Source organism: Sunxiuqinia elliptica (assembly GCF_900113005.1).
GTDB lineage: Bacteria > Bacteroidota > Bacteroidia > Bacteroidales > Prolixibacteraceae > Sunxiuqinia > Sunxiuqinia elliptica.
Genome location: NZ_FONW01000002.1, coordinates 227,780 through 251,495, shown reverse-complemented (window position 1 = coordinate 251,495; position 23,716 = coordinate 227,780). Strand labels below are relative to the sequence as shown.

21 protein-coding genes are annotated in these 23,716 nt (G+C 42.9%); 4 read left to right on the top strand and 17 right to left on the bottom strand.

The window, feature by feature from the left end; translation table 11 throughout:
• Nucleotides 1-22: 22 nt before the first annotated feature.
• The 15 genes from BM156_RS05750 to BM156_RS05680 form a co-directional block, all read right to left on the bottom strand.
• Nucleotides 23-475: a GatB/YqeY domain-containing protein gene (locus tag BM156_RS05750; protein WP_093918887.1), complete on the bottom strand. Its 453-nt coding sequence runs from the start codon at nucleotides 473-475 to the stop codon at nucleotides 23-25.
• A 51-nt stretch (nucleotides 476-526) separates the two neighbouring features.
• On the bottom strand, nucleotides 527-1,948 hold the full coding sequence (gene ftsZ, locus BM156_RS05745) for a cell division protein FtsZ (RefSeq protein WP_212733432.1): 1,422 nt from the start codon (nucleotides 1,946-1,948) through the stop codon (nucleotides 527-529).
• Between the two features lie 21 nt (nucleotides 1,949-1,969).
• Nucleotides 1,970-3,241, bottom strand: coding sequence for a cell division protein FtsZ (gene ftsZ, locus BM156_RS05740; protein ID WP_093918886.1), 1,272 nt, complete (start codon nucleotides 3,239-3,241; stop codon nucleotides 1,970-1,972).
• Nucleotides 3,242-3,261: 20 nt separating this feature from the next.
• Nucleotides 3,262-4,560 carry a cell division protein FtsA gene (gene ftsA / locus BM156_RS05735; RefSeq protein ID WP_093918885.1) on the bottom strand — a complete coding sequence of 433 codons (1,299 nt, stop codon included), beginning with the start codon at nucleotides 4,558-4,560 and terminating at the stop codon, nucleotides 3,262-3,264.
• 5 nt (nucleotides 4,561-4,565) lie between these two features.
• Nucleotides 4,566-5,315: a cell division protein FtsQ/DivIB gene (locus BM156_RS05730; protein ID WP_093918884.1), complete on the bottom strand. Its 750-nt coding sequence runs from the start codon at nucleotides 5,313-5,315 to the stop codon at nucleotides 4,566-4,568.
• Nucleotides 5,308-6,693 carry a UDP-N-acetylmuramate--L-alanine ligase gene (gene murC, locus BM156_RS05725; RefSeq protein WP_212733431.1) on the bottom strand — a complete coding sequence of 462 codons (1,386 nt, stop codon included), beginning with the start codon at nucleotides 6,691-6,693 and terminating at the stop codon, nucleotides 5,308-5,310. Before murC ends, BM156_RS05730 begins: the two co-directional genes overlap by 8 nt.
• The gene (gene murG, locus BM156_RS05720) at nucleotides 6,694-7,794 is read right to left on the bottom strand and encodes an undecaprenyldiphospho-muramoylpentapeptide beta-N-acetylglucosaminyltransferase (protein WP_093918883.1); all 1,101 of its coding nucleotides are present in this window, start codon (nucleotides 7,792-7,794) and stop codon (nucleotides 6,694-6,696) included.
• Between the two features lies 1 nt (nucleotide 7,795).
• Complete coding sequence (locus tag BM156_RS05715; protein ID WP_093918882.1) at nucleotides 7,796-8,995, bottom strand: FtsW/RodA/SpoVE family cell cycle protein; 1,200 nt, start codon at nucleotides 8,993-8,995, stop codon at nucleotides 7,796-7,798.
• A 71-nt stretch (nucleotides 8,996-9,066) separates the two neighbouring features.
• Nucleotides 9,067-10,404, bottom strand: a complete 1,338-nt coding sequence (gene murD / locus BM156_RS05710; protein WP_093918881.1) for a UDP-N-acetylmuramoyl-L-alanine--D-glutamate ligase — start codon at nucleotides 10,402-10,404, stop codon at nucleotides 9,067-9,069.
• Between the two features lies 1 nt (nucleotide 10,405).
• On the bottom strand, nucleotides 10,406-11,656 hold the full coding sequence (gene mraY, locus BM156_RS05705; protein ID WP_093918880.1) for a phospho-N-acetylmuramoyl-pentapeptide-transferase: 1,251 nt from the start codon (nucleotides 11,654-11,656) through the stop codon (nucleotides 10,406-10,408).
• Between the two features lie 9 nt (nucleotides 11,657-11,665).
• Nucleotides 11,666-13,123 (bottom strand): UDP-N-acetylmuramoyl-L-alanyl-D-glutamate--2,6-diaminopimelate ligase, encoded by a 1,458-nt coding sequence (locus tag BM156_RS05700; protein WP_093918879.1) that lies wholly within the window; start codon nucleotides 13,121-13,123, stop codon nucleotides 11,666-11,668.
• A complete protein-coding gene (locus BM156_RS05695; protein WP_093918878.1) occupies nucleotides 13,123-15,240 on the bottom strand; it encodes a penicillin-binding protein in 2,118 nt (705 codons plus the stop codon). The genes BM156_RS05700 and BM156_RS05695 overlap by 1 nt, the downstream gene beginning before the upstream one ends.
• Nucleotides 15,240-15,608, bottom strand: coding sequence for an FtsL-like putative cell division protein (locus tag BM156_RS05690; protein WP_093918877.1), 369 nt, complete (start codon nucleotides 15,606-15,608; stop codon nucleotides 15,240-15,242). The genes BM156_RS05695 and BM156_RS05690 overlap by 1 nt, the downstream gene beginning before the upstream one ends.
• Complete coding sequence (gene rsmH, locus BM156_RS05685; RefSeq protein ID WP_212733430.1) at nucleotides 15,605-16,507, bottom strand: 16S rRNA (cytosine(1402)-N(4))-methyltransferase RsmH; 903 nt, start codon at nucleotides 16,505-16,507, stop codon at nucleotides 15,605-15,607. Before rsmH ends, BM156_RS05690 begins: the two co-directional genes overlap by 4 nt.
• A gap of 2 nt (nucleotides 16,508-16,509) precedes the next feature.
• Nucleotides 16,510-16,965, bottom strand: a complete 456-nt coding sequence (locus tag BM156_RS05680; RefSeq protein WP_093918875.1) for a division/cell wall cluster transcriptional repressor MraZ — start codon at nucleotides 16,963-16,965, stop codon at nucleotides 16,510-16,512.
• Between the two features lie 308 nt (nucleotides 16,966-17,273).
• On the opposite strand from BM156_RS05680, the gene BM156_RS05675 reads away from it, so the two are divergent.
• Together BM156_RS05675 and BM156_RS05670 are read left to right on the top strand one after the other, a co-directional pair.
• The gene (locus tag BM156_RS05675; protein WP_093918874.1) at nucleotides 17,274-18,116 is read left to right on the top strand and encodes a lyso-glycine lipid O-acyltransferase GlsA; all 843 of its coding nucleotides are present in this window, start codon (nucleotides 17,274-17,276) and stop codon (nucleotides 18,114-18,116) included.
• 76 nt (nucleotides 18,117-18,192) lie between these two features.
• Nucleotides 18,193-19,152 (top strand): glycine N(alpha)-acyltransferase GlsB, encoded by a 960-nt coding sequence (locus BM156_RS05670; RefSeq protein WP_093918873.1) that lies wholly within the window; start codon nucleotides 18,193-18,195, stop codon nucleotides 19,150-19,152.
• A gap of 69 nt (nucleotides 19,153-19,221) precedes the next feature.
• Here the strand turns inward: BM156_RS05670 and BM156_RS05665 are convergent, their stop codons facing one another.
• A complete protein-coding gene (locus BM156_RS05665) occupies nucleotides 19,222-21,120 on the bottom strand; it encodes an amidophosphoribosyltransferase (protein ID WP_093918872.1) in 1,899 nt (632 codons plus the stop codon).
• Complete coding sequence (locus BM156_RS05660) at nucleotides 21,113-21,592, bottom strand: SPOR domain-containing protein (protein ID WP_170846873.1); 480 nt, start codon at nucleotides 21,590-21,592, stop codon at nucleotides 21,113-21,115. Before BM156_RS05660 ends, BM156_RS05665 begins: the two co-directional genes overlap by 8 nt.
• Nucleotides 21,593-21,918: 326 nt before the next feature.
• On the opposite strand from BM156_RS05660, the gene miaB reads away from it, so the two are divergent.
• The gene (gene miaB / locus BM156_RS05655; RefSeq protein WP_093919410.1) at nucleotides 21,919-23,253 is read left to right on the top strand and encodes a tRNA (N6-isopentenyl adenosine(37)-C2)-methylthiotransferase MiaB; all 1,335 of its coding nucleotides are present in this window, start codon (nucleotides 21,919-21,921) and stop codon (nucleotides 23,251-23,253) included.
• Nucleotides 23,254-23,353: 100 nt separating this feature from the next.
• Nucleotides 23,354-23,698, top strand: a complete 345-nt coding sequence (locus tag BM156_RS05650; RefSeq protein WP_093918870.1) for a carboxymuconolactone decarboxylase family protein — start codon at nucleotides 23,354-23,356, stop codon at nucleotides 23,696-23,698.
• Nucleotides 23,699-23,716 lie beyond the last annotated feature (18 nt).

Here is a 23,716-nt window from a genome sequence, read left to right as displayed (position 1 = left end):
GTTCCTGATAAAAAAGCTTTGGTTATTTATTAAGCAAAGCTTTCACTTTATCAGCAATATCTTTTCCGTCAGCCTGACCGGCCAACTGTTTTGAGGCAATTCCCATCACCTTGCCCATATCTTTCATTCCACTGGCTCCTACCGACTCAATAATTGTTTGGATGGTAGCCTCCAATACTTCATCACTCATTTTCTCTGGCAAGAAGGTTTCAAACACTTCAACTTGTGCCAACTCTTGCTGTGCTAAATCGTCGCGTCCTTGTTCTTGGTAAATCGCAGCAGAGTCTTTTCCTTGTTTTGCTAGCTTCTGGATAACTTTTACAACCTCTTGATCATCCAATTCAGCTGAAGCTCCTTTGGCAGCCTTTGCTTCAAGCAATACTTTCTTTATTCCCCGAAGTGCTTCCAACTTTTCTTTTTCGCGGGCTTTCATTGCCGCTTTCATATCTTCGTTAATCTGATCAAATAAACTCATGGTATTGATTTTCAATTTTTACACTATTCTTCTCAATGCGTGGGCTAAAACTTAATCCACCTTGTCATGCAAGTAAGAGTTGTTATCGCGCAGTTTGGTATTATTATCCTCATCCGGCGACAATGAGAAACGTGAAAGTTTCTGCTCAAACTTTTTTTTCATGTTTTGGATATTCACCTTTTTCCGACGATAAGCGGGAATGTTTTCCAACTCGTCAACCTCTTCTTCCGTTGATGATGAATAATCCATTTTCACCGAGTACTCTTTCCCCGGCTCAGCAGTCTTAGGCTTACCATACAACTCGTCGAACTCATCCTCGGGGTGATTGATTTCAAATTCGATAGATTGCTGATTCACGGCAGTGTTATGCTTAGGCTCACTGCCCGTAAAAGGCACTCGCGCCTCTGCTTTTGATCTTGGTGGCGGTGTTTGCTGAGGTTCATCAACCAAGGTATGATAGGTTTTCTCAACCTTACGTGCTGCCATCATCTCTGGAATACTACTCACACTAAAACCAGTTGCAATAACTGTCACTGAAATCTCTTTTCCAAGCGATTCATCAACACCATTCCCCCAGATCAAATCCGCATCATGTCCAGCTTTCGTTTGAATATAATCGGTGATCTCACCAATCTCATCCATCGTTACTTCCTCTCCACCTGAAGTGATATTTAATAGGATGTTGCGTGCGCCATTAATATCATTGTTATTCAGCAAAGGCGAGTTCAGTGCTTCTTCAACGGCTTTTAATGCTCGTCCTTCGCCTTCAGCCTTAGATGACCCCATAATCGCTACGCCACTCGTACGCATCACCGTCTCAACATCAGCAAAGTCTACATTGATGTAGCCCGGAACGGTAATAATCTCAGCGATTCCCTTGGCAGCCGTGGTCAACACGTTATCCGCTTTAGCAAAAGCTTCTGAAATTTTAAAATCACCATACATCTCCCGGATACGTTCATTATTGATTACCAACAACGAATCAACATGACCTTCCATTTGAGCAATTCCATCAATCGCCTGTTTGATCCGTCGACGACCTTCATTCCGGAAAGGCAAAGTCACAATTCCAACAGTTAAGATATCAAGTTCCCGGCATGCTTCAGCAATTACCGGAGCAGCTCCGGTTCCGGTTCCGCCTCCCATTCCTGCAGTGATAAACACCATTTTGGTCGACTCCTGCAGCGTTTTTTTAACATCCTCAATATTCTCGATGGCAGCCTCGCGTCCCACTTCAGGCTTGTTACCGGCTCCCCGACCCTCAGTTAACGAAGAGCCTAGTTGAATCTTCAGCGGCACCGGACTATTCTTTAATGCTTGTTCATCGGTATTACACAACATAAAACCAACATCCTTGATTCCTTCTTCAAACATATGGTTTACCGCGTTTCCACCACCTCCTCCTACTCCAATCACTTTAATGATCGCATCAGAAGTTTTCTGTAAATCAAAATTCATAATATCGCTGGACATAAACTTTGGTTTCTTAAATCATTAATTTTCTATTTCTTCATCCTGATCATCAAAAAAACGATTGAACTGACGCTGAAACCAGCTATCTGTCGATCCATTTTCCTGTGATTGTTCAGAGACCAGTTCCCTTTTATTTTTTCCTTGCTTTTTCCGGGAACTCTTGTTTCCTTCGTTTTTATTTTCCCTCTCGGGCTGAGTCATTTCTGGCTGATAATTCTTATTGAAGAACTCGTCCTCCTCATCCTCCAGATTAATATCACAGGCTTGATCCTGAAGTTCCACCATTTCTTTAGGCTCTTCTTCCTGCAACAAGCTATTGGGGTTCTTATCAAAACGGGTGGCGATTAAAGTCACACTCACTTTATTGCCTAATCGCTTATCCAGGCCATTTCCCCATATAATGTTGGCGTCCTGACCGGCCTTTTTCTGCAAAAATTCAATAATGTCTCCAATCTCCCCCATCCGCACTTCCTCGTCTCCGGAAGTAATATTCAGCAAAATATCTTTGGTTCCTTTGATATCATTACTGTCCAACAAAGGAGATTCCAGAGCCTTCACAACAGCTTCCATGGCCCGTTCATTACCTTCAGCCACGCCGGTTCCCATAATAAAGACCTCACTCCGGGCCATCACGGTTTCCACATCGGCATAGTCAATATTGATGTTACCATGTAGCGTAATAATTTCAGCAACTCCTTTCACGGCAGTTCCTAAAATATCATCAGCCTTTTTGAATGCCTGAGAAGCAGGCAGGTCACCATAAATCTTATGGAGTTTTTCATTGCTAATGACCAACAAGCTATCCACATGCTCCTTGAGTTTTTCCACTCCCTCCAGCGCTTGTTGGAAGCGCCTTTTACCTTCAGCCGGCGAAGGGATTGTAACAACTGCAATGGTCAAAATTTGCAATTCCCGAGCAAGTTCAGCAATTACCGGAGCAGCTCCTGTACCTGTTCCTCCGCCAAGTCCTGCAGTAACAAACAACATCTTGGTCGTTCCTTCCAACACACTCCGGATATCATCCAGATTTTCAATGGCAGCCTGCTCTCCCTGAAGCGGCAGGTTTCCGGCTCCACGGCCTTCTGTAAGCGTAACTCCCAGCTGAATCCGAATGGGAACTTTACTATTTCGAAGGGCTTGGGCATCGGTGTTGCAAATCAAAAAGTCAACCCCTTCAATCCCTTCCTCCAACATGTGATTGACCGCATTGCAGCCTCCACCACCTACCCCAATCACTTTGATGATAGATGACTTCGACTCCTGAAACCCAAAATTTAAAATGTCCTCAGTCATAATCGAGGATGTTTAATTAACTAATACATTTCCGTATCCTGTTCATCTTCAAAGAACAGTGTAACCTGACGCGTAACCTCTTTTTTCATTTGTGAGAAAAAGCCAGGTTGTGTCGAGCGTGTTTTCTTTTTCTTCTTTTTCAAAGAATATTCTTTGGCTTGCTCTTCTTCCGCTTCATTCAGCGCGCTACGAAGCAAGCCGAGTACCGTGGCATTTCTTGGATCTTCCAATTCTTTCCACTGACCTTCCAGTTTAAGACGTGGAATTCCTTTACGAACATCCAAGCCGGTTTGATATTTGATCAACTGACTAAGATTGGGCATCAATGCACTTCCTCCAGTCAATACAATTCCGGCACCAACTTTATCCATGTAGCCCGATTTATCCAGCTGATAGAAGAAAGCTTCAATAATTTCCTCCATACGCGCCTGAATAATAAATGCCAGGCTTTTGAATGAAATTTCTTTAGGTTCCCAGCCCGAAATTCCCGGGATGGTCACCACCTTATCTTCAGGGGCAAAATCTCCCATGGCTTGACCAAACTGCACTTTTAGTGATTCGGCCTGACGCACGAGAATAGAACACCCTTCTTTAATATCATGTGTAATTACATTCCCTCCAAATGGAATCAAGGAAGAATAGCACAAAACACCATCGTGATAAATGGCCATTTTGCTTGTTCCTCCACCAATGTCCAGTAAGACCACTCCAGCTTCCTTCTCGTCTTCCGATAGAAGAATTTCAGATGAAGCAATCGGGTCGATCATGGTTTTGCAAATGGAAATTCCCGCTCGTTCAAAACACAACTTCAGGTTGTCTTCATACTGCTGGGGGGCAACCAACAGTTTAAAATCTGCCTCCATTTTTTCCCCAGTCATCCCAACCGGATTGGGAATTCCAACCTCATGGTCAATGGTAAATAGTTGCGGGGAGGTATGGTAAATCTTGTATCCATCTGGCAAATCAAGCTGCTTCACCTGCTTAAACAAAGCTTCCACATCTTCCTCTGACACCAAACGGCTCTCACTGATGTAACGCTCTCCATGGCGTGTTACCGTTTTAAGCTGCTGCCCTACGATATTCACATACACCTCTTCAATATCGCCACCGAAAGCATCTTCGGCCTGACGAATCGCTTCATGAATTGCAGAAAAGGCTTCGTCAATATTTAACACGACTCCTCGCTTAACACCCATCGAGCGAGCCTTTCCGTAACCTAAAATTTCAACCTTTCCATCTTCATTTTTTCGACCAGCAACAACGACCACTTTGGTGGTACCGACATCTACTGCTGCTATTATTTTTTCGCTCTTGCCCATAAGCTTTATTTTTTTGTACACACGACCTGATTCGTGTATTTCAGGTTAATCTTTGAATAATACTCCCAACCAACTTTTGGTAAGGCCTGATCATACAAGGCTTTCAAGTTTCGAAACTTAATCAAGTAATCTGAAGGAGCTCCAAACTCAATCAATTGGTCACCCACCAGGGTTGCCATCAACAACTCTCCATTCTTATTCACCTGAATTTGTTCTATCTGGGCCTTCCAAAATTCATCTTCATCCATAAAGTTGATCATTGGAAGAAGTTGCTCACGCGCAAACTTCTCATCTGCATGACCACTCACCAACAACACCTTAGCTGTAAAAGCCCGGCTCGAAGGAATTCGCACCCCTTCATTATCCAGGTAAAAATCTTCTTTCCCGTTGATCACACGCAGTACCGGACTACGTTGTTCCACTTCAACCAAAAGACGACCTTTAAACTCCATGGTCTCCCCCGTCACTCGCCGATAAATTTCGACATTCTTAATGGTAGTCTCCTTTTTCAGTTCCGCTTCAAGTGCCTCTGTATTAATTTCATTTAACTGCTTCTCAAACAATTTCGCATCAGCCTTCTTTACCAGTCTCTCAATCTCCTCCTCGTCCAAAAAACGCGGTGAATCCTCAGCAATCTTCACCACCAACTCATCGCAGCCTACTTTCGACAGCTTTCCCGCTGAAAAAGCCAGTGAAGCTAGTACAAAAATAACCAGCACTCCAACCAAGATGATATTTAACAAGGACTTAAACATGCGTAATTTCCTGTAAACTATTTCTTATTGGTTCAACCATGGTTGCTATATCTCCAGCTCCCATCATTAGTAACACGCCTGGCTCCAATTGTTTGACTATCTCCGGTAACTTTTCTTTTCCGACAAGCTGTTTGGCGTCACTTTTCAATTGATCAAAGATCACCCGGGAGCTAACTCCCGGAATTGGTTGTTCGCGAGCCGGATAAATATCCAACAAAATCACTTCATCCAGACGATCCAACTGAGCTGCAAAATCGGTTGCAAAATCGCGTGTTCGACTATACAAATGAGGCTGAAAGATTCCGGTCAACTTTCGCCCGGGAAACATATCCCGAACCGAAGTAATGGTTGCCTTTAATTCCTCCGGATGATGCGCATAGTCGTCAATCAAAACATACTGCTCATCACGATATTGAATATCAAAACGTCGCTTCACCCCGTGGTAATCGGCTAAAGCCACTTTCAACTCGTCTTCTACCACGCCTGCTAAAATTGCTAAAGCGCATGCCGCCACCGCATTTTCAACATTCATTAAGCCGGGGTAGTTCAATTCCATATTCTCCATTCGACCTTCAGAATAAACCAAATCAAAATGATAGGCCTCATTGACGAGCTGAATATTTTCAGCATAAAAATCAGCCTGCTCTTTCAAGGCATAACTGAAATAGCGAATTTTCCCATTCCGGCTCTGATCAACAGCTAATCCTTTTTTATAGATTAGTGCGCCATCTGGCTTTATTTGGGCTACAAAATCATGAAACGACTGAACGATTGCATCCTGAGTACCATAAATATCCAAGTGATCTGAATCCATAGAGGTAATCACCGCGAGCTCAGGAAACAAACGCAAAAATGAACGATCAAACTCATCGGCTTCAGCCACGGCCCAAGAACTTGTAGCATGCAACAGCAAGTTGCTTTGATAGTTTTTGGATATTCCACCCAAAAATGCCGTACAGCCTAAGCTGGATTGGTGGAGCAAATGAGCCAGCATGGTTGAAACCGATGTTTTTCCATGGGTTCCGGCAACAGCACAGCAACGTAGCTCGTTGCAAATCAATCCCAAAACCTCGGACCGTTTCAACATTGAAAACTTCTGCTGTTCAAGCCAAACACGCTCACCAAGTTCAGCAGGAACCGCTGGTGTATAAACCACCAATACACCTTTGTCCTGCAAATGGGAACTCAACCACTCAGGACGATCATCATAGTGTATAGCAATTCCCTCGACCTGCAACTGGCGCGTCAACTCACTCTCCGTACGGTCGTAACCAGAAACCAAGCATCCGGCATGCTTAAAGTAGCGCGCCAATGCACTCATCCCGATTCCTCCAATGCCGAGAAAATACACCTGTCTGATATCGTTCAACCTAATCATCTATTTTTCAAGTTCTTTTAAAATCACATTAACGATGTCTACCGTAGCATTGGGCTTAGCCATTTTTAAACTATTAGCCGCCAAGTGCTCCAGCCTACTTTTATCTTTTAATAACTCGGTAGCAGAAGTAAACAACTTTTTAACAGCTTCGTTGTCGCGCACCATCAAGGCAGCTTCATTTTCAACCAAAGCCATTGCATTCTTCGTTTGGTGGTCTTCAGCCACATTGGGAGAAGGCACCAATACCGATGGTTTTCCCAATAAACAAATCTCCGAAATCGTTCCGGCCCCAGCTCTTGAAATCACTAAATCAGCTGCCCGATAAGCCATGTCCATATTCGACAGAAATTCATACAAATGAATGTTCTTTCTTAACTTCCCGTCAAAGCGCTCTAAAATAGCGTTGTGGTAAATCTTTCCCGACTGCCAAATAACCTGCACGCCCTCTTTATCCAACAAATCGAGGTTTGCCAGAATACTTTCATTCAAAGTTCGTGCTCCAAGGCTTCCTCCCAGCACCAAAACAACCGGCTTTCCTTCGTCTAAGCCAAAAAACCGATAGGCCTCTTTCTTATCAACTTGCGACAGTAAGTTTTGTCGTACCGGATTACCGGTTAAAACCAATTTCTCTTTTGGGAAATAGCGCTCCATATTCGGATAAGCCACACAGATCTTTTTGACACGCTTGGCCAACCATTTATTGGTTTTTCCTGCATAAGAGTTTTGCTCTTGCAAAAATGTTGTCACGCCTGCCTTTGATGCTGCTTTCAGCACAGGACCACTAGCAAAACCTCCAACACCAATGGCCACATCAGGCTTGAAATCGCGCACAATTCTACGAGCCCGAAGCATACTCTTGTTCAGCATCCAAACAAATTTGAATAGCTTAAAGGATAACTTCCGGGGTAAGCCAATTACGGGCAAGCCAACAATTGGATAACCAGCTGTGGGGACCCGTTCCATTTCCATCTTCCCAATGGCTCCAACAAATAAAATATCGGCTTCGGGAACCTTTGCTTTCAGCTCATTAGCAATAGACAATGCCGGGAAGATATGTCCTCCCGTTCCGCCACCACTTATTATTACTTTCAATTTTTTCATGTTACAATTCCTCATCTTCATCCGGCATATCAATCATAACCGGAGGTTCAACAACTTGTTTATTGCGCTGATTGTGGTAACTGACCGTCAGAATCGTTCCAAAGGAAACAGCAGTGAACAACATCGATGTTCCTCCCATACTGACCCATGGTAACGGTTGTCCCGTTACCGGAGCGACTCCTACCGATACGGCCATATTGATCACTGCTTGAAAAACAAGCAACAATACCAGGCCTGCAGTTAAAAACGCGGGATAAGTCCTGTTCGATCGTCGAACAATTACCACCCCACGATACAGCAAAATTAAGTACAACAAGGCAACAAAAATGCCGCCAAACATACCATATTCTTCAATAATTATGGCATAAATGAAGTCGTTGTAAGCTGCTTCCATATAGTTGCTGACTTCGCTTCGGCCGGGCCCTTTACCAAACATTCCGCCCTCGTAAATGGCTAACTTGGCATAATCAGCCTGCGTTGTTCCCAACTCAGCATGATCATCTCCAAAAACAAAGTCATCAATTCGCTCTTTAAATGTGTGTACACGCCCAGCCCAGGCTGGCAAGTGCTCGGCCGAAAAGTACAATACACTCAACAATAACAGCCCTGCACCGATAGTCATTAACAAGTATTTCGCCGGAATGCGGGCAATCATCATCAAAACCATCACACTTCCAAAAATCAAAGCAGATGTAGAAATATCTCCATAGAAAATGATTCCACAAACCACACCGCTCGCTCCCATCACCCAAAAGAATGCTTTGCGCAATTCCTCCTTGGTTTTCTGTCTTTTAGACAAAACTTTGGCCACAAACATCATCAATGAAATCTTGGCCAGCTCTGCAGGCTGAAAACTCAAAAAACCTAGATCCAACGATCGGGATGTTGGTTTTGAGGGGGTTAACTTGTATTGCACAACTGCTGCCAGCAGTGCTCCAATCGTTATTAGCAACAGCAAAGGAGCGATATAAGTATAGAACTTTACCGGAATTACATTGACCAGAAAAACCATCACGCCAAAACCAGCTGACAGAAAAATAAGCTGCCGAACCAGGTAATAGCCTGTGTTTCCTCCAGCTTCCCGATAGGCTAATTTTCCGGTTGCACTGTACACAATCAGCAGTGATATGAGTGATAAAAATACCAGTACCACCCAAAGAATCCGGTCTCCCTTAACTATTTTTCCGAGCGAAAAGTTCATTTTTTCTTATCTATTTCCGGCTCAAGTCCGGCCTATTGTAAACAAATCATTTCCATCCCCATGTCCATTTTTTACAACGAACGAACTGCCGTCTTAAACTGGCGTCCTCGATCTTCGTAATTCTCAAACAGATCGAAACTAGCACAAGCTGGTGACAGCAAAACCGTTTCGCCATTTTTGGCCAAGTAGTAGGCTGATCGAACAGCATCCTGCATGTCCTGCGTTTCAATAATATCAGGGACAATGCCATCAAATGCTTCCTTGATTTTTGAATTGTCTGTTCCCAGGCACACAATCGCTTTCACTTTGTCACGCACCAACTCTGTCAATGCACTATAATCGTTTCCTTTATCTACCCCACCTGCAATCCAGACGATAGGCTTATTCAAACTTTCCAAAGCATACCAGGTTGAATTCACATTGGTTGCTTTTGAGTCGTTGATAAACTCAATTCCATGCACTTTTAAGAAACGCTCCAAACGATGCTCGACCCCTTTAAAGTCAGTTAAACTTTCCCGGATCTTTTCGTTCCGAATGTTTAACACCATGCCTGCTAAGCCAGCAGCCATCGAGTTGTAAGTGTTGTGTTTTCCTTGCAATGCAATATCAAAAATGGACATGTTGAATGATTTTTTTCCCAAATTTATAATTAGTTCTTCCCCTTTAATCCCAGCTCCATTTTCAAATGTCTCACCCCAGCCAAACGGCAAGCACTGAGCCGGTATTTCTCTTTTTTTCAATTCTTCTTGAATAATCGGATCATCCACTCCATAAATAAAAACATCGTCTGATGTCTGATTTTGGATAATCCGAAACTTTGAATCCACGTAATTCTGCAACTGGTAATCATATCGATCTAAATGATCCGGTGTGATATTCAAAAGCATTGCCACATCTGCTTTGAATTCGACCATTCCATCCAATTGAAAACTACTCAATTCAATGACATAATAATCAAAATCTTTTTCGGCAACCTGCCAAGCCAAGCTGTGTCCCACATTACCTGCCAAGCCAACATTTAAGCCGGCCGCTTTCAACAAATGATAAGTGAGCATTGTGGTGGTTGTTTTCCCATTACTCCCGGTGATACAAATTGTTTTCGCCTGGCTGTACCGCCCCGCAAACTCAATCTCAGAAATCACGGGTATTCCCTTTCCCCTCAATTCCACAACCAGTGGGGCAGAATCAGGAACTCCCGGGCTTTTAACCACTAAGTCAGCCTTGAGAATCTCATCAGCGGAATGTCCTCCCGCCTCATACCGAATTTCATATTTAGTTAGAACGTCTTCATATTCTTTTTTAATTGTTCCGGCATCTGAAACCAAGACTTCAAAACCTTGTTTCTTTGCCAAAACAGCTGCGCCAACGCCACTTTCTCCAGCTCCTATAACCACAATTTTATTGGTCATCTTAACGCATTTTTAGTGTGACCAAGGTGACCACTGCCAGAATAATTCCGACAATCCAAAAGCGGGTCACAATTTTCGCTTCCGGAATACCTTTCTTTTGGTAGTGGTGATGAATCGGACTCATCAGGAATACCCGCTGTCCTTCACCATATTTTCGTTTGGTGTATTTAAAATAAGCGACCTGAATCATCACCGACAGGTTTTCGATTAAGAAAATTCCGCACAGCAAAGGAATCAGAATCTCCTTGCGAATGATTACAGCAAAAACCGCCAAAATACCACCTAAAGCCAAACTTCCCGTATCCCCCATAAATACCTGTGCGGGATAGGAATTATACCACAAAAAGCCAACTGTTGCTCCAATAAAAGCGGCTATAAAAACGGTCAACTCTCCAATGTTTGGAATATACATGATATTCAGATAGTCGGAGTAAATTACGTTACCACTAACATAGGCGAGCAAGCCAAGCGTGGCCCCGCTAATTGCTGAAGTTCCCGTTGCCAGGCCATCAATTCCATCTGTCAGGTTGGCCGCATTTGACACCGCCGTTATAATCAGAATAATTGCCAAGGCATAGATCAGCCAACGCCAAAATTCGCCTCTTTCACCCGCAAATGGTACCAGCCAAGCGTAGTCGAATTCATGATTTTTAATGAACGGAATTGTTGTTCGTGTCGACTTGACATCATTCGTAATGAAGCGAACTTCCTGCAAGCCGGTTTGCGGATCAATGACAATTTCTTTTTTGAAATCACCATTGGCATTCTGTACTCGCTCACGCACCGTAACATCATCCGAAAAGTAAAGCGTAGAAGCTACAATCACTCCAAGACTTACCTGCCCCAAAATTTTAAACTTCCCGGCTAATCCTTCTTTATCTTTCAGAAATACCTTAATATAATCATCCGTAAACCCGATGAGTCCTAACCAAACCGTGGTTATCAACATCAGGATAATATAAATGTTATTGAGCTGTGCAAACAACAGCGTGGGGATAATAATAGAAGCCAAAATGATCAATCCGCCCATCGTTGGCGTTCCCTTCTTCTGCAACTGACCTTCAAGCCCTAAGTCACGAACTTCTTCCCCAATTTGCTTCAACTGCAAATAATTAATCAGCCGTCGTCCAAATCCCATCGTAATCAACAACGAAGTAATCACAGCAGCTGCTGAGCGAAAGGAAATATACTGAAGCATTCCAATCCCCGGAATATCAAAACTTTTTAACCACTCGTACAATAAATTAATCATCCTTCTTTATTAATTCAGGTTGAAAATTTCCTTTACCACTTCCCGGTCATCAAAATGATGTTTCACCCCTTTGATTTCCTGATAGTCTTCATGTCCTTTCCCGGCAATCAAGACAATATCGCCTGCCTGAGCCAGCATACATGCCGTTCGGATCGCTTCTTTCCGACTGACAATTGAAAGAACTTTTTGACGTTGATGAGCTTCAATGCCGGTTTCCATATCGGCAATTATCTGAGCCGGATCTTCGCTTCTGGGATTATCCGAAGTCAAAATTACTTTGTCGCTTTGCAAAATGGCCTCTTTTGCCATAATGGGGCGCTTGGTTGTGTCCCGGTCACCTCCGGCTCCAACAACGGTAATGACCTGCTCATTTCCTGTGCGGATCTCCGAAATACCGTTCAGCACATTTTTCAGAGCATCTGGTGTATGAGCGTAATCTACAATCGCATACTTACCATCCGTTGAACGAATGATTTCAAAGCGCCCAGCAACCGGTTTCAACTCGCTAATTGCGGGCAAAACCAACTCTTGCTCAGCTCCCAACAGTAAGGCCGAACCATAAACTGCCATCAAATTATAGGCATTGAACAGGCCTGCAAAATGAGTCCAAACTTCCTGTCCATCGATGCTAAGCAGCATGCCATCAAAGTGTTTTTCCAACACCTTACACTTATAATCAGCCAGTGACTTTAAGCCGTATGCTTTCTTTGTAGCAACCGTATTTTGAAGCATCACGGCCCCATTCTTTTCATCAGCATTGGTCAATGCAAAAGCCCCTTTAGGAAGTTCATCAAAGAACTTCTTCTTGGCTTTCAGGTACTCCGCAAAAGTTTGGTGATAGTCTAAATGGTCATGTGTCAGGTTGGTAAACACCCCACCATCAAAAGCAATTCCAGCAATACGCTCTTGATGAATCGCGTGCGAGCTCACTTCCATAAAGCAATACTCACAGCCAGCTTCTACCATCTTCGCCATCAACGATTGAATCTGAAGCGCATCCGGAGTTGTATGTGTTGCCGGCAATTCTTCATCGCCAACGTAATATTTAATGGTTGAAATAAGTCCTGCCTGATAGCCCAACTTTTTAAACAACAGGTACAACAAGGTTGCAATGGTTGTTTTCCCATTGGTGCCCGTAATACCAACCACTTTCAATCGAGCCGAAGGATTGTCGTAGTAGTTTGACGCTAACTTCCCTAAAGCTCCGGCTGTATCTCCCATCGTTACTAAGGTGCTTGCCCCTTCGTCCACATCCTCAAAACGCTCGGCAATAACAGCGGCTGCTCCCTGTGCAATTGCCTGCTGAATAAACCGATGTCCATCAACATGTGTCCCCGGTACAGCAATAAATACATCGCCTGCTTCCACCTTCCTCGAATCAAAGTGCAAATTCTGAATTGACACATCAGCTGATCCACTCAAAAGCTGATGCTCAATATCCTGCAATATGTTGCTTAATTGTTTCATTAACCTAAATCGATATAAATAGTTTGTCCTCTTCTAATTTTATTCCCCGCTTTTAGTGATTGCTTTCTCACTTTTCCAATCCCTTTCATCCGCACTTTCAGGCCGGCACTTTCCAGCAAGTAAAGCGCATCACTCCCTCCCATTCCGCGAACATCGGGAACCAGTCCTTCACCCAGCTGCAGGCTATTAGCGGTTAAGCGATTTTCCTCGGGTTTGACTCGTATTAAATCCGAGTCGGCGTCTCCTGTCTCCAGTTCAAGATCCAGCTCTTCCGCTGTAAACTCAATCTCCTGCTTAAATCCAGCTTTCACTTCGGGTAGCCCAGCCACTAACTCATCTTCATTCTCACGACGATCCATAAAGCTGGCATAGACTTTACTGACTATTTCCCGAAAAACCGGACCAGCAACGGAACCTCCATAATACTTTCCTTTAGGACCTACAATCACAACTACACAAGTATATTGCGGATCATCAGCAGGAAAGTAGCCTGCAAAAGAAGCTTGGTAATTCTTCCGCCCATCCTTTTCATAGCCCTGGTCATTATAAGCCACCTGGGCCGTTCCTGTTTTCCCGGCAATGGGGAAGTAAGGATTATTCAGTGAACGTCCGGTACCTGCCGTGCAGACACCTGCCAGCAAATCCTGAGCTTTTCCCAAAGTTCCTTTTGAACAAATTGAAGGATTGATTATTTCGGTCTTAAACTCTTTCTCTAAAATGCCGTTTCGACGCACTTCCTTGACAAATTTTGGTTTGATCATGCGCCCGTTGTTAGCCACCGCATTATAAAAGGTAGCGGTTTGCAGGGGTGTTAACTTAATTTCATAGCCATAAGAAATCCAGGCTAGCGAAGGTCCCCACCAAACGTCATCATCAGGATACTTGATATAGGGAACCCCTTCGCCAGCAAACCCCAGGCCAAGAGGCTTATTCAAGCCAAAGTTGTATATGCGATCAATAAAATCTTCTTCGTGCCCTTCATAAAACTCGGTGATAATTTTGGCAACACCAACGTTCGATGACAACTCAAAAATCCGCTTCATGCTAAGTTTTCCTCGGCCACCACGATAGTAATCACTATCATAAATCGTTTGCCCCCGGTAATTCCAAATACCATTCCCCGTGTCGAAAACGTCTGAGGTGTCGACATAGCCGTGCTCCATTGCTGCCATCAAAGACATCAACTTAAAAGTAGAGCCAGGCTCGCTGCAGCCGGCATGCCCCAAAGCAAAGTTGTAGGTTTCACCGTAGGTTCCATCCTTGCGACGCCCCAGGTTGGCAATGGCTTTCACTTCGCCCGTTTTCACTTCCATAACGATGGCTGTTCCCCATTGTGCCTGCGATGTCTCCATTTGACGATGAAGCGCATTGTTTGCAAAATCCTGCAAGTTCACGTTCAGGGTGGTAATGACATCACTTCCATCTTTCGGATCAACAATAGGCATGTTAATCCAACGCCCGGAATAGTTTCGTTTTATGGCCTTTCCATTTTCACCACTCAGGTAACCTTCCATCAGCCCTTCAATTCCCGAGTAGCCAACATTTCCGTGAATACCTCCAAACGCTCCTTTATTTAGCGTTCCAATAGTACGACTTGCCAACTCCGAGTGAGGCATCACCCGCTCACTTTCAGTAATCACAATCAAACCCGAACCAAATATGCTTTTCTTGAGCATGGACAAACGCTTGAATTTCTGAAGCTGGTTGTAGTTTACTTTTTCAGGGTAAATCAAAAACCAACGATTGCCATCCTTAAATGCTTTATCCAGTTTTCGCTTAAACTGCGATTTCGAGATTTTAAAAAACTTAGCAACCTCCAAGGCAAAAGCATCCGACTTATCGCCATAAATACGTTTAACCCTCGGTGCTGCAAGATCTAAACGAAGTTCGTACTGCGGAACTGAAGTTGCCAAGATACTCCCATCATCAGCACAAATATTTCCTCGCTTGGCTGGTATTTCAGTGGTGTTGTTCTTTAAATCTTTGGCAATCCCTTTCCACTTCTCCGTATCCATGTTTTGAATCATGAAGATTTTGACCACAATGATTACGCCCACCATTGCAGCAAGAAAATAAATAACCCCAAAACGGGCTGTTATGTCCTTTCTAATCTCCATTATTCTTCTTCGATCTTTTCAACTTTCAATTTTCGAGCGGGCTCACTGGGTTCATCCAAATCCAGCCCACTACCTTTTACTTTCTCTACAATTTCAGAAGGTCTGTTCATCCGCATCAAATCTGTTTCATAAGTAACAGACTCCGCTCTCAACTCCTTAATGGAATCCTGCACAGCCTCCATTTGCCGAATGGTTTTCTCAGACCAATACCGGTTTGAGATCAACAGAATGATGAGAAAAACAACAAAAAGCACAAAAGGCATCTGTTTCAATACCTTTTCACTAGCCAACAAGCTTCCTCCCAGCAACGATTTTAAACCACTGCGCTTACTCTTTGCTTTTCCGTTCTTCGTTTTTGCCTCACTCATTGTTTTTCGGCTATTCTTAGTTTTGCACTTCGTGCCCTTGGGTTTCGTTCAATTTCTTCTTCTGTTGGCACAATCACTTTCCGGTTCACTGCCTGTAAAACAGAACTCACATTGCCATAAAAATCTTTTTCCTGTTTTCCCTCAAAGTTTCCAGCTTTGATAAAGTTCTTCACCAACCGATCTTCCAGGGAATGATAAGTAATGACCACCAAACGGCCGCCGGGTTTTAACAACTCTGCACTTTGCTCTAAAAAATCTTTCAGCACATCCAGCTCACCGTTGGTCTCAATGCGAAGCGCCTGAAAAACTTTGGCCAAGTATTTTGTCTCGGTCCTTTTCGGAACACAGGGTGCAATGATTTCTTTGAACTGGTCGATTGTCCGAACAGGCTTTTGCTGCCTTGCCGCTAAGATTTGCTTGGTCAACCGATAGGCATTATTAACCTCACCATACTCCCTGAATACCTGAATCAAACGAGCTTCATCGTAGGTGTTCACAATATCGGCAGCGGTCAACTTCGCATCCCGGTTCATACGCATATCTAATGCTCCGGAAAAGCGAAACGAGAAACCTCTTTCGGCAACATCAAAATCATGTGACGAAACACCAAGGTCTGCCAAAATACCATCCACTTGTTCAACATCGTGATACCGCAAAAAATTGCGGATATACCTGAAGTTATGACGAATAAAAACAAACCGCGAATCATCAAAAGCATTCGCCGCAGCATCTTCGTCCTGATCGAAACCAAACAAACGTCCCGTTTCAATGTTTTTCAATATTTCCCGCGAATGTCCGCCACCACCAAAGGTGACATCTACATATTCGCCATCCGGTTGAATGTTCAGCCCTTCGATGCTTTCATTCAATAAAACTGGTATGTGATAAGCTTGTTCCACGTTTACTCCTCCGTTGATCCAAAAAACTCTGCAAACAATTCTCCATAATCGCCTCCTGTTCCCAGGTAAGCTTCATATTCTTTGACATCCCACAAACGAATCCGGTCCCCTACTCCAACAAAAACGACCTCCTTCGAAATCTTCACCTTCTCCAGAAATGAATTAGGCATATTCATGCGGCAACTTTCGGGAACATTAATAATCTTAAAATTGCGGTAAATCATATCCAGCAAACGACTTTGCCGGGGATTGTTTCGGTTTAGTTTGGCTTTAAACGAGGCTAACCTAGACTCCCAGGCCTCCAGAGGATAAATGTTCAGGCATTTCTCAAATGGGTCAATCTCAACAGCTAACTGACCATTAGGAATCCGCCCCCCCATCTCATTTTTGTAGTCGACAGGCAGAACAACACGTCCTTTTTCGTCAAATGTTGCGTTTTTTTCTGCTGAGAAATCCATGTGTTAATCGTCTATTTTTCAAACGTAAAATTAGTAATTTCTTCCCCAAAATACCACTTTCAGTCACTCTCTTCCACATTTTTCCACCTCGCCTCCAAAATCAATCTGTTCATTTTTTGTTGATAACCTCAAAATACCTGTTAATAACAACAGTTAATTAGCTGTTTTATTGCACACTAATAAATGATAAGATTTTTTCAACACCCGTTGATAAAACAAATATACATCAATTATGCACAGGAAATAACACAAACAAAAGATCGAGCTCAGATTTATTTCCTATTTTTCGGGATTCAAAATAAAATCAAATGGCTGATCAATATCCGAATGGGATAAAACCGATCAATATTCGTACGGTTTTTGCAGAAAAGAGCCCCAAGCTAGCCAGGTTTATTCCGGGTTTTATTTATAACTACATCACCCGGATCATGCATATCAATGATGTTAACGAAATACTGGCCAAGTACGGCGACCAAAAAGGCATCGATTTTGTCCATAAAGTAGTCGAACATTTTGATGTCAAAGAAGAGGTTATTGGGATCGAGAACATTCCCGAATCCGGGCGATTTATTTTCGCGTCGAATCACCCACTAGGCGGTTTCGATGGCTTGCTACTCATGTCAAACGTTAACAAACTACTGGGAGAAGTGCGCTTTCTTGTTAATGACGTTTTAATGAACATCCCCCAGCTGGAAAGTGTGTTTGTTCCTATCAATAAACATGGAGGCCACGGACGAAATGTCGCCAGGATTGTACAAGAACAATACCAGTCAGATGTTCAAATTCTGATTTTTCCATCAGGCTATGCCTCCCGAAAAATTAACGGAAAGATCACAGACACTGAGTGGAAAAAGCATTTCATCCAAAAATCAGTTCAATACCAAAGGGACATCATCCCGGTACATGTCAGTGGGCGCAACTCTAATTTCTTCTATAAGCTTGCCAACTTTCGCAAAGCAATCAGGCTAAAGTGGAACTTAGAGCAGTTTTTCCTGTCTGACGAAACCTTCAAGCACCGGGGACAAAAATTCACAATTTCCTTTGGTAAACCTATTCCTTACACCACATTCGATAAAAGCAAAAAACAGAATGAGTGGGCTGACTATGTCAGAGAGAAGGTATATGCAATGAGTGAATCGGGGAAGCATTGAATTTAAAGTTTCTATGACCCATTTTCTTCAATAAATTTTTATAGTTTTGTAGCTCAACAAAATTAGCGGACTAAGTATGAAAGATATTGTTGCACCGATGCCCAAAGAAGCAATACTAGCCGAATTAACTGCAGAAAAGCTTCTTCGGAAGACCAACAAAGGTGCCAATGAGATCTATGTGATTACGCATCACGATTCTCCTAATGTAATGCATGAAATTGGCCGGTTACGTGAAATCACTTTTCGCGAAGCTGGAGGGGGGACCGGAAAAGAGATCGACATTGACCAGTACGACACTAGTGAGAATCCTTATCATCAATTAATCGTTTGGGATCCGGATGCCCAGGAAATCCTGGGAGGCTACAGATACATCATGTGTGCTAACTTACCCCGGGACGAAAACGGTGATGTGATCTTGGCAACTTCACGACTATTTCACTTTTCAGAAGATTTTAAAAAGAACTACCTTCCATATACACTCGAGCTTGGACGTTCGTTTGTTCAGCCAGCCTACCAATCGAGCAAAGCAGGCGCGAAAGCACTATTTGCTCTTGACAATTTGTGGGACGGACTGGGAGCTCTGATTGTAGATCATCCGGAAATGAAATATTTCTTTGGTAAAGTAACCATGTACTCGCATTTCCATACCGATGCGCGGAACTTGATTCAATACTTCTTTTTAAAGTATTTCCGTGATCAGGAAAATTTGGTTTCTCCTAAGAAACCCATGGAGTTAAACATGGACACTGAAGCACTTGCAAAGATATTCGATGGTGGCTCCTACAAAGAGGATTATAAGATATTAACTCAACGAGTTCGGGAGTATGGTGAAAATATTCCACCATTGATTAATGCGTATATGAACCTCAGCCCATCGATGAAGACTTTTGGAACGGTGCTCAATGACCGTTTTGGTGATGTTGAAGAAACCGGAATTATCCTAACAATCAAGGATATTTACGAAGCCAAAAAGGATCGCCACATTGAAACTTACGTCAAAGGGAAAGAAGATGACGATTTCCCAACACCTATTTAAATAATATTTTTTACACCATAAAAAAAGCAGGCCTTTCAGCCTGCTTTTTTCATATCTAGTTAATTCTTACTAATAAGCTCTTCCCTGTACCCCTTCAACAAAATTAATGAAAGAGGTATTCACTACTTTATTTCCTCCTGGTGTTGGATAGTTTCCGGTAAAGTACCAGTCCCCCAAATCATTTGGACAAGCCTCGTGAAGACTCTCAATGCTCTGATAAACAATTTCAACCTCAGCTTTGCAGCCCTCTGGCTTAAGCAACTCAGCAATTTTACCAGAAATTTCCTCAGCTGTTGATTGCCGATAAATATCCTTCACGTAGTTTACAATTTCTTCCTTCGGAAGATTCTCCTGCGCTTTACACTTTTTGTAAACATCCTCAATAATATTCTCCAAGCCTTTATCTTTCAACAACTCAACGGCTGCAGTAAAGGCAATAAACTTATCAAGAACTGCCATGTCAATTCCATAACAGTCAGGATAACGAATTTGGGGAGCAGAGGAAACAACTATAATTTTCTTGGGATTCAAGCGATCCAAAATCTTCAGAATACTATTCTTCAGGGTGGTTCCCCGAACAATCGAGTCATCGATAATCACCAAAGTATCCTTATCTTCCTGAATCACACCATAGGTAACATCATATACGTGCGCAACCAGATCATCACGACTTGCATCATCTGCAATAAAGGTACGCAGCTTAACATCTTTAATGGCAATTTTCTCAACACGAGGCTCCATCGAAATAATGTCTTCCAATTCTTCCTCTGTCATTGTTCCATTCCCTTGGCGAATCAACTTCTTCTTCCGCTCAAGCAAGTGTTGGTTTACACCTTGCATCATTCCATAGAAGGCCGTCTCCGAAGTATTCGGAATGTATGAGAAAACCGTATTTTCAATATCAAAATCAATGCTCTTCAAAATGGCTGGAGCTAACAAGCGTCCAAGTTGCTTACGCTCTTGATAAATATCCTTGTCACTTCCTCGTGAGAAATAAATTCGCTCAAACGAACAAGAAACCTTCTTATGAGGCACCCGAACCATTTGATGCGAAACTTCTCCATTCCGCTTAATGATCATGGCTTCACCCGGCTTGATTTCCTTCACCTGATTTGCATTCACATCCATCACGGTTTGAATCACCGGACGCTCAGAAGCGACCACGACAATCTCATCATCTTCATAGTAGTGAGCCGGACGGATTCCCCATGGGTCGCGCGTAACAAAAGCATCGCCATGACCAACCAAACCAGCCATTGCATAACCACCATCCCAATCTCTGCTCGCATTCTCAAGAATACTTTGCACATCCAGATTTTCCTCAATTAAAGGAGAAATTTCGCGGTTTGAGTAGCCTTCATTCTTATATTGACGGAATCGGAATTGGTTTTCCTCATCTAAAAAGTGCCCCACTTTCTCAAGCACGGTCACGGTATCGGTATAATTCTTTGGATGTTGTCCCAAGTCAATCAATTTCTGAAACAACTCGTCGGTATTTGTCAGGTTAAAGTTCCCGGCCAATACCAATGTGCGCGACTTCCAGTTATTCTGGCGCATCACCGGATGCACAAAGTGAATACTGTTTCGACCAAAAGTACCATACCTCAGGTGCCCTAAATACAACTCACCTGAGTAAGGCAAGTTTTTGTACACCCATTCTGTATCGTTTATATCTTTCCCGGATTTAACCGCCTTAGTAACACTCTTCGAAATTTTATCGAACACATCTTTAATTGGATTTTGTTCGATTGAGCGGTAACGGCTAATATACTCCTGGCCTGGTTTCAGATTCATTTTCACACTAACCACACCTGCACCATCTTGCCCGCGGTTGTGTTGTTTTTCCATTAGAAGGTATAGCTTGTTGATTCCATATCGCCAAGTGCCATACTTTTCCTGATAATAACTTAAAGGTTTTTTCAGTCGGATTAGCGCAATTCCACACTCATGTTTAATCGATTCACTCATTGCTCTGTCTGTCGGTAATAAATAGTTTTGGAAACTGAATAATATCTTTCACGATAAAAGCATTCGGATACGTTTTTTTGATACGGTTCCGAAGAACTAATGCTTCACTTTTTGTTCTGAAATCTCCAACCCGAACTTTGAAATCGGGACTTTGAAAAATCATATACGCCTGCTCATCCGGATACTTTCTCAGAAAATCAGTTTTAACTTCCAATGCTTCCTCTCTTGCTCTTAGGCTCGAGCTAAAGAAAATTTCCAATCGGTAACCTTCTGTTCCATTCACGCGCTTATTCATGGCAACATGTCTTTTCAACAAGGTGTCAATTCGAGCATCCTGACTTACTGAAAGCCGGTCTGCGATCGTCTCTGACGTTACATCTGGAACATTTTGGGTAGGGTTGTAAACGAACTCCTGAGCACGAAGGCTCAAGCTAAAAAGGATAAATACAATCTGAATAAATACAAACTTCATCTGCCTAATCATTTAGTGTCATTTCCAACAGATGCCCGCCCCGCTTTAACGGGGAATTCACACAAAATATAACTAACTCAGTACTAGCACTAAAAATTATTTTTGTGTCCGTTTCTTAACAGGTGTCCTTTGAAAGTGCAAATATATACTTAATTGATGGAATACAAGAATTCATCTTTTTTATCACCTAAAAAAATCCAAAAACTTTACATTGGCTTGAGTCATTCCCATTTCCTTTTCTCTCCAAATAAGAACGAATAAAACACCTAAAAATTTTACATTTCCGGTTCCGCTTAAAATCAATAAATTTGCAGGCTGATTTGAATATGATGAGAGAGAAAAAACTATTTATCGAAACCTATGGCTGCCAGATGAATGTAGCCGACAGTGAAGTGGTAGCCGCCATTTTACAGGACCGCAAGTATCAACTTTGTGACACCGCAGAAGAAGCCGACGCCATCTTCATTAATACCTGCTCAATCCGAGACAATGCCGAGCAGCGAATTTGGGGAAGGCTAAATCACCTAAAAGGTTTCAAAAAGAAAAATAAGCAACTGGTTGTTGGCATCTTAGGATGTATGGCAGAACGAGTTGGTGACCGATTTTTGGAACATGAAGCTGTGGACTTAGTTGCCGGGCCTGATGCTTACCGTGATTTACCCTACTTGATGGACAAGGCAATGGATCATGAACCAGCCATCAATGTTGAGTTATCAACAAACGAAACTTACGATAAAATCACGCCGGTACGTATTGGCGACAAAACCATTAGCGGATTTGTCAGCATCACCCGTGGGTGTAACAACTTCTGCACCTACTGTATTGTACCCTACACCCGAGGACGCGAGCGCAGCCGTTCGCCACAGGATATTTTAAACGAAGTGCGTGACCTGGAAAGTAAAGGCTATAAAGAAATTACCTTGCTTGGACAAAATGTTAACTCTTACAAATGGTTACCTGAAGGAGAACGCAAACCGGTTCGTTTCTGGGATTTGCTAGGTATGGTTGCCGAAGCCGTTCCTTCGCTGAGAGTTCGCTTCACAACCTCGCACCCCAAAGACATGTCGGACAAAGTTTTAACCCAGATTGCAGCACACCCCAACATTTGTCGTCATATTCATCTGCCCCTGCAATCGGGAAGTTCCAAAATACTCAACCTGATGAACCGGAAATACGATCGGGAATGGTACATGAAGCGTATTGAAGCTATACGCAACATTATTCCAGACTGTGGGATATCAACCGATGTTTTCTCCGGATTTTGCACTGAAACAGAAGAAGATCATCAGGAAACCCTGTCACTGATGGAATGGGCAGGCTTCGATATGGCTTTCATGTTCAAATACTCGGAGCGTCCTGGGACTTATGCCCACAAACACTTGGAGGATGATGTACCGGAGGAAGTTAAAACACGTCGACTAAACGAAATCATTGCCCTTCAGAATCGGCTCTCGTTGCAAAGTAACCAGAACGATATTGGCAAAATAGTCGATGTTTTAGTGGAAGGAACCTCTAAAAAGAGTGATCAAGAATTAGTTGGACGGACTTCGACCAATAAGGTAGTTGTTTTCCCTGACCGTAACTTCCACAAAGGAGAAACAGTACAAGTCAGGGTGACGCAATGCACACAAACAACTTTAATTGCGGAACTAGTTGATTAAATAGGTGTAATCGACAAATTACCCGAACAAAAGAAAAGGACTTATATTGCTGCATACTTATTCAGCAAAAACCCCGTTATAAAAGGCAAATTCGAATTCTATGAGCAAACTAATTGAAGATTTCCAAGCTTATCGCACAGCGATGAATGAAAAAATCCTTGCTTCAAACAATAAGGTTATGAAGCGTATTTACAGCATTGACACCTTGGCCTACCAGGAAGGTGCTCTAAGCATAAAAACCAAAGAGATGCTGGGCTTGGTATCGTCATTAGTTTTGCGTTGCGATGACTGTGTGAAATACCATTTGGAAAAATGTTTTGAGCAAGGGACAACAACCGAAGAGCTCTTCGAAGTTTTAAGCATTGCAAACCTTGTAGGAGGTACAATTGTTATTCCTCATACCAGGCGAGCTGTTGAATATTGGGAAGCTCTTCTTGAGAAGTAAAACAAACTCAAAATGTGA

Bases quoted from the DNA above. Each gene is read 5' to 3' on its own strand.
- BM156_RS05750 (WP_093918887.1), bottom strand. From the start codon at position 475: ATGAGTTTATTTGATCAGATTAACGAAGATATGAAAGCGGCAATGAAA.
- ftsZ (WP_212733432.1), bottom strand. From the start codon at position 1,948: ATGTCCAGCGATATTATGAATTTTGATTTACAGAAAACTTCTGATGCG.
- ftsZ (WP_093918886.1), bottom strand. From the start codon at position 3,241: ATGACTGAGGACATTTTAAATTTTGGGTTTCAGGAGTCGAAGTCATCT.
- ftsA (WP_093918885.1), bottom strand. From the start codon at position 4,560: ATGGGCAAGAGCGAAAAAATAATAGCAGCAGTAGATGTCGGTACCACC.
- BM156_RS05730 (WP_093918884.1), bottom strand. From the start codon at position 5,315: ATGTTTAAGTCCTTGTTAAATATCATCTTGGTTGGAGTGCTGGTTATT.
- murC (WP_212733431.1), bottom strand. From the start codon at position 6,693: ATGATTAGGTTGAACGATATCAGACAGGTGTATTTTCTCGGCATTGGA.
- murG (WP_093918883.1), bottom strand. From the start codon at position 7,794: ATGAAAAAATTGAAAGTAATAATAAGTGGTGGCGGAACGGGAGGACAT.
- BM156_RS05715 (WP_093918882.1), bottom strand. From the start codon at position 8,995: ATGAACTTTTCGCTCGGAAAAATAGTTAAGGGAGACCGGATTCTTTGG.
- murD (WP_093918881.1), bottom strand. From the start codon at position 10,404: ATGACCAATAAAATTGTGGTTATAGGAGCTGGAGAAAGTGGCGTTGGC.
- mraY (WP_093918880.1), bottom strand. From the start codon at position 11,656: ATGATTAATTTATTGTACGAGTGGTTAAAAAGTTTTGATATTCCGGGG.
- BM156_RS05700 (WP_093918879.1), bottom strand. From the start codon at position 13,123: ATGAAACAATTAAGCAACATATTGCAGGATATTGAGCATCAGCTTTTG.
- BM156_RS05695 (WP_093918878.1), bottom strand. From the start codon at position 15,240: ATGGAGATTAGAAAGGACATAACAGCCCGTTTTGGGGTTATTTATTTT.
- BM156_RS05690 (WP_093918877.1), bottom strand. From the start codon at position 15,608: ATGAGTGAGGCAAAAACGAAGAACGGAAAAGCAAAGAGTAAGCGCAGT.
- BM156_RS05680 (WP_093918875.1), bottom strand. From the start codon at position 16,965: ATGGATTTCTCAGCAGAAAAAAACGCAACATTTGACGAAAAAGGACGT.
- BM156_RS05675 (WP_093918874.1), top strand. From the start codon at position 17,274: ATGGCTGATCAATATCCGAATGGGATAAAACCGATCAATATTCGTACG.
- BM156_RS05670 (WP_093918873.1), top strand. From the start codon at position 18,193: ATGAAAGATATTGTTGCACCGATGCCCAAAGAAGCAATACTAGCCGAA.
- BM156_RS05665 (WP_093918872.1), bottom strand. From the start codon at position 21,120: ATGAGTGAATCGATTAAACATGAGTGTGGAATTGCGCTAATCCGACTG.
- BM156_RS05660 (WP_170846873.1), bottom strand. From the start codon at position 21,592: ATGAAGTTTGTATTTATTCAGATTGTATTTATCCTTTTTAGCTTGAGC.
- miaB (WP_093919410.1), top strand. From the start codon at position 21,919: ATGATGAGAGAGAAAAAACTATTTATCGAAACCTATGGCTGCCAGATG.
- BM156_RS05650 (WP_093918870.1), top strand. From the start codon at position 23,354: ATGAGCAAACTAATTGAAGATTTCCAAGCTTATCGCACAGCGATGAAT.